The following is a 3,890-nucleotide window of genomic DNA, read 5'->3' on the forward strand; positions in this document are numbered from 1 at the left end:
AATGGTATTCAACAATTTCCTTTCGTTTTAAATCGATATAATTTTCATAATCACCATCAGAAATGGTTAGAATTTTTTCAAATTCAGCAGTTGCTTCCTTCATCGGAAAACCATTTGCCTTGAGCGATAAATTGAAAAGTTGGAACATTTAAGCTACTTTTTGAATTTCGAATCTTTTTATAGATTGCAATTCTTTTTCTTTAGATTCTTTACCTTCTTCAATATCAAAATCATCTTGAAGTCCAAGCCAAAACTTCGCAGAATTCCCAAAATATTGACTTAATCGCAAAGCAGTATCAGCAGTAATCCTTCTATTTCCCTTAAGAATTTCTGAAATTCTTGTCTGCGGTATTTTCAAATCTTTTGATAAGCGATAAGCGCTAATTTCTAAGGGAATTAAAAATTCTTCTTGTAAAATTTCGCCTGGATGTATGTTTTTTAGTTTTTCCATAGTACAATTTTTTAATGATAATCTACAATTTCAACGGTACTTGCATTTCCATTTTCCCAAATAAAAATTATTCTCCATTGATTATTAATTCTGATGCTGTAGAAATCTCTTAAGTTTCCTGAAAGTTTTTCTAACCTATTTGATGGAGGAATTCTCAAATCATTGATGTCAATAGAGTTATTGAGCATTCTTAATTTTCTTCTTCCAATTTCCTGAATTTCTCTTGATGGTTTTTTAATTAGAATACCATTCCAAATTCTTTCAGTGTCTTTTGAACCAAATGAGATTATCACATCTTTCACGTTACTAACGTCAAAGATAAGTAAAATAAATTATGTTTTCAATTTCAAACAAACTATTTTTGCACCACAACTAAAACTGATAATTGTTCGGATGAGAATCTGAAACAAGTTCAGATTAAATACAACACAATGACAATTTTACTACTTGGTTCTGGAGGAAGAGAGCATGCTCTTGCATGGAAAATGTTACAATCTAACAAATGTTCTAAACTTTTTGTTGCTCCAGGAAATGCTGGAACATCGCAAATTGCAACAAACGTTTCTTTAAATATTTTAGATTTTGATGCAATCAAAACATTTGCTTTAGCTGAAAAAGTGGATATGGTTGTTGTTGGTCCAGAAGATCCGTTGGTTCACGGAATTTATGATTTCTTCAAAAACGATGCTGCTTTAAATCATATTCCTGTAATTGGTCCGTCAAAAGTTGGTGCGAAATTGGAAGGAAGTAAAGAATTTGCAAAAGAATTTTTAGTAAAAAATAATATTCCAACTGCTGCTTACGACAGTTTTACAAAAGAAACGGTAGAAGAAGGATGTAAGTTTTTAGAAACATTACAACCGCCATACGTTTTAAAAGCAGATGGTTTGGCTGCTGGTAAAGGTGTTTTAATTATTCAAGATTTAGAAGAAGCTAAGTCGGAATTAAGAAATATGTTAGTGTACGAAAAATTCGGAAATGCTAGTTCTAAAGTAGTTATCGAAGAATTTCTTGACGGAATTGAATTAAGTTGTTTCGTTTTAACCGACGGAAAAAATTACAAAATTCTTCCAACAGCGAAAGATTATAAACGAATTGGAGAAGGCGACACAGGTTTAAATACTGGTGGAATGGGAGCAGTTTCTCCGGTTCCATTTGCAGACGCAGTTTTATTGGAAAAAATCGAAACTCGAATTGTAAAACCTACAATCGAAGGTTTGCAAAACGACGGAATTGAATATAAAGGTTTCGTTTTCATTGGATTAATAAACGTGAAAGGCGAACCAATTGTTATTGAATACAACGTTAGAATGGGCGATCCTGAAACCGAAGTTGTTATTCCGAGATTGAAAAGTGATTTGGTTGAACTTTTTCAAGCAGTTGGAAATCAAACATTGGATCAAGTTTCTCTAGAAATTGACGAAAGAAGTGCGACAACAATTATGGTAGTGTCTGGCGGATATCCAGAAGATTACGGCAAAGGTTTTGAAATTTGTGGTTTAGAAAATATCGAAGATTCGATTGTTTTTCACGCTGGTACAAAATTAGAAAACGGAAAAGTGGTAACCAATGGCGGTCGTGTTATTGCCGTTACGTCATTTGGCGAAAGCTTTCAAGATGCCATAAAAAAATCTTACCAAAATATAGATAAACTAAATTTTGATAAGATGTATTTTAGAAAAGATATCGGTTTCGACTTATTTTAAGAACGAATGTGCCGTTGTATCTTGGTTTTCTGTTCCAGCTTCGTCAAAAATACGTAGTTGTTTAATCCAGTACACCATATAGTAAGCACAAATTCCCATAAGTATCCAGCTAACAATGTTTGCTAACCACCAATTATCTAACTCTAATGCACGTAACCAATCTAGTGGTTTTAAAAGAAAATCAACAAAAAGTGATTGTATTGCTTCAAAAAATGCTTTCATCTTTAAATAGATATTATATTTACATCCACAAAAGTATAAAATATCCGCATGATAACAAGTGTTTTTAAAAAATCTACACCAATTAATTATTCTTTTATAGGAATAATGATGATTTTATTCTTTTTTGTGTACCAATTTCAAGACACAAAATGGACGAATTCACTGTGGAGAATAGGTGAAAAAGCAGGAATACTGTTGGTTGTATTTGCTTCGGTTTTTGTGTCTAATTTCATTGTAAAAAAGAACGGATTGACCAAAGACAGTGCGTTCACAATACTTTTTTACTTTTTATTTTTATTGTTTTTTCCAAAAGTTTTAGACAATTATAATTTGCTTTTAGCCAATTTTTTTATCTTATTGTCTATACGAAGATTGGTGTCTTTGCAAACATTAAAAGCACCAAAAGAAAAAATATTTGACGCCGCTTTGTGGGTTTTTGTAGCAAGTTTATTTCACTTTTGGGCAATTTTGTTTATTTTTTTGGTTTATATTTCTATAATTTTTCACGTTTCGCGAGATTATAGAAACTGGTTAATTCCGTTTGTTTCCCTTTTTTTAGCATCAATTGTTTTTGTCTTTTATGCTTTACTATTTGATAAATCAGCAATAAACACCTATTTATCGTCTAACGGAATTAACTACGGTATTGATTATTTCACCAATGTTTATCAAAATATTGCCTTCTCTATTTATGTGGTTTTTTTACTATTTTTCATTTTACCATCGATTTTTTCATTGACAAACAAGCCATTAAATCTTCAAGCATCTTACAAAAAAGTACTTTTTGCAGCATTGATTTCAATAGTAATTTTTGTACTTTCAACCAATAAAAGTAATGAAGTTTTGGTATTCACTTTTCTACCAATGTCAATTATGGCAACCAATATGATTGAGTATTTACAAAATAAAATTCAGCAAGAACTTATTTTATTTATCTCGGTTGCCGCCGCATTATTTTGCTTTTTTACACAGTTATAATTTACTTCCGTAAGCCAAATCTCCTGCATCGCCAAGACCAGGAATAATGTAGTTTTTCTCGTTCAATTTTTCGTCAAGAGCAGCAACCCAAAGATGGCAATTGTTAGGAAGATGTTTTTCTAAATAAGCAATTCCTTCTGGCGCAGCAATAACTACAGCAATATGAATTTCCTTTGGCGTTTCTTCGGTCATCAATTTATTAAAAACGGCCACTATTGATTGACCTGTTGCCAACATCGGATCAATTAAAATTAGATTTTTATTTTCAAATGATGGAGCAGCTTGATATTCTACTAAAATGTCAAAATAATCATCGTTGTTTGGATGATGACGATAAGCAGAAACAAATCCGTTTTCGGCATTGTCAAAAATGTTCATAAACCCAGTGTGTAAAGCTAAACCAGCACGAAGTATAGAACACAAAACCACATTGTCTGCAAGTGTTGTGGTATGTTTTATTCCAAGCGGCGTTTGCACTTCAATTGCTTTATACTCTAAAGTTTTACTCAATTCATAGGCCATAATTTCACCAA

6 protein-coding genes are annotated in these 3,890 nt (G+C 31.8%); 2 read left to right on the top strand and 4 right to left on the bottom strand.

From position 1 onward, the window contains the following. Window positions 1–148 precede the first annotated feature (148 nt). Window positions 149–451: a HigA family addiction module antitoxin gene (locus DIU01_RS03075; protein WP_290831789.1), complete on the bottom strand. Its 303-nt coding sequence runs from the start codon at window positions 449–451 to the stop codon at window positions 149–151. 11 nt (window positions 452–462) lie between these two features. Beyond that, window positions 463–744, bottom strand: coding sequence for a type II toxin-antitoxin system RelE/ParE family toxin (locus DIU01_RS03080; RefSeq protein ID WP_290831790.1), 282 nt, complete (start codon window positions 742–744; stop codon window positions 463–465). A gap of 138 nt (window positions 745–882) precedes the next feature. Here DIU01_RS03080 and purD point away from each other — a divergent pair, with 138 nt between their 5' ends. Next, complete coding sequence (gene purD, locus DIU01_RS03085) at window positions 883–2,157, top strand: phosphoribosylamine--glycine ligase (protein ID WP_290831791.1); 1,275 nt, start codon at window positions 883–885, stop codon at window positions 2,155–2,157. On the opposite strand, the gene DIU01_RS03090 is transcribed toward purD, so the two are convergent. Further along, complete coding sequence (locus tag DIU01_RS03090; RefSeq protein WP_290831792.1) at window positions 2,149–2,379, bottom strand: uracil phosphoribosyltransferase; 231 nt, start codon at window positions 2,377–2,379, stop codon at window positions 2,149–2,151. The genes purD and DIU01_RS03090 overlap by 9 nt on opposite strands. A gap of 48 nt (window positions 2,380–2,427) precedes the next feature. Between DIU01_RS03090 and DIU01_RS03095 the strand changes: the two genes are divergently transcribed. Beyond that, window positions 2,428–3,357 (top strand): DUF6427 family protein, encoded by a 930-nt coding sequence (locus DIU01_RS03095; RefSeq protein ID WP_290831793.1) that lies wholly within the window; start codon window positions 2,428–2,430, stop codon window positions 3,355–3,357. On the opposite strand, the gene upp is transcribed toward DIU01_RS03095, so the two are convergent. After that, a partial coding sequence (upp, locus tag DIU01_RS03100; RefSeq protein ID WP_290831794.1) for a uracil phosphoribosyltransferase occupies window positions 3,352–3,890 on the bottom strand: 539 nt, incomplete at its 5' end. The genes DIU01_RS03095 and upp overlap by 6 nt on opposite strands.

The sequence above is a fragment of the Flavobacterium sp. genome (assembly GCF_003525665.1).
GTDB lineage: Bacteria > Bacteroidota > Bacteroidia > Flavobacteriales > Flavobacteriaceae > Flavobacterium.

Bases quoted from the DNA above. Each gene is read 5' to 3' on its own strand.
- DIU01_RS03090 (WP_290831792.1), bottom strand. From the start codon at position 2,379: ATGAAAGCATTTTTTGAAGCAATACAATCACTTTTTGTTGATTTTCTT.
- DIU01_RS03075 (WP_290831789.1), bottom strand. From the start codon at position 451: ATGGAAAAACTAAAAAACATACATCCAGGCGAAATTTTACAAGAAGAA.
- purD (WP_290831791.1), top strand. From the start codon at position 883: ATGACAATTTTACTACTTGGTTCTGGAGGAAGAGAGCATGCTCTTGCA.
- DIU01_RS03095 (WP_290831793.1), top strand. From the start codon at position 2,428: ATGATAACAAGTGTTTTTAAAAAATCTACACCAATTAATTATTCTTTT.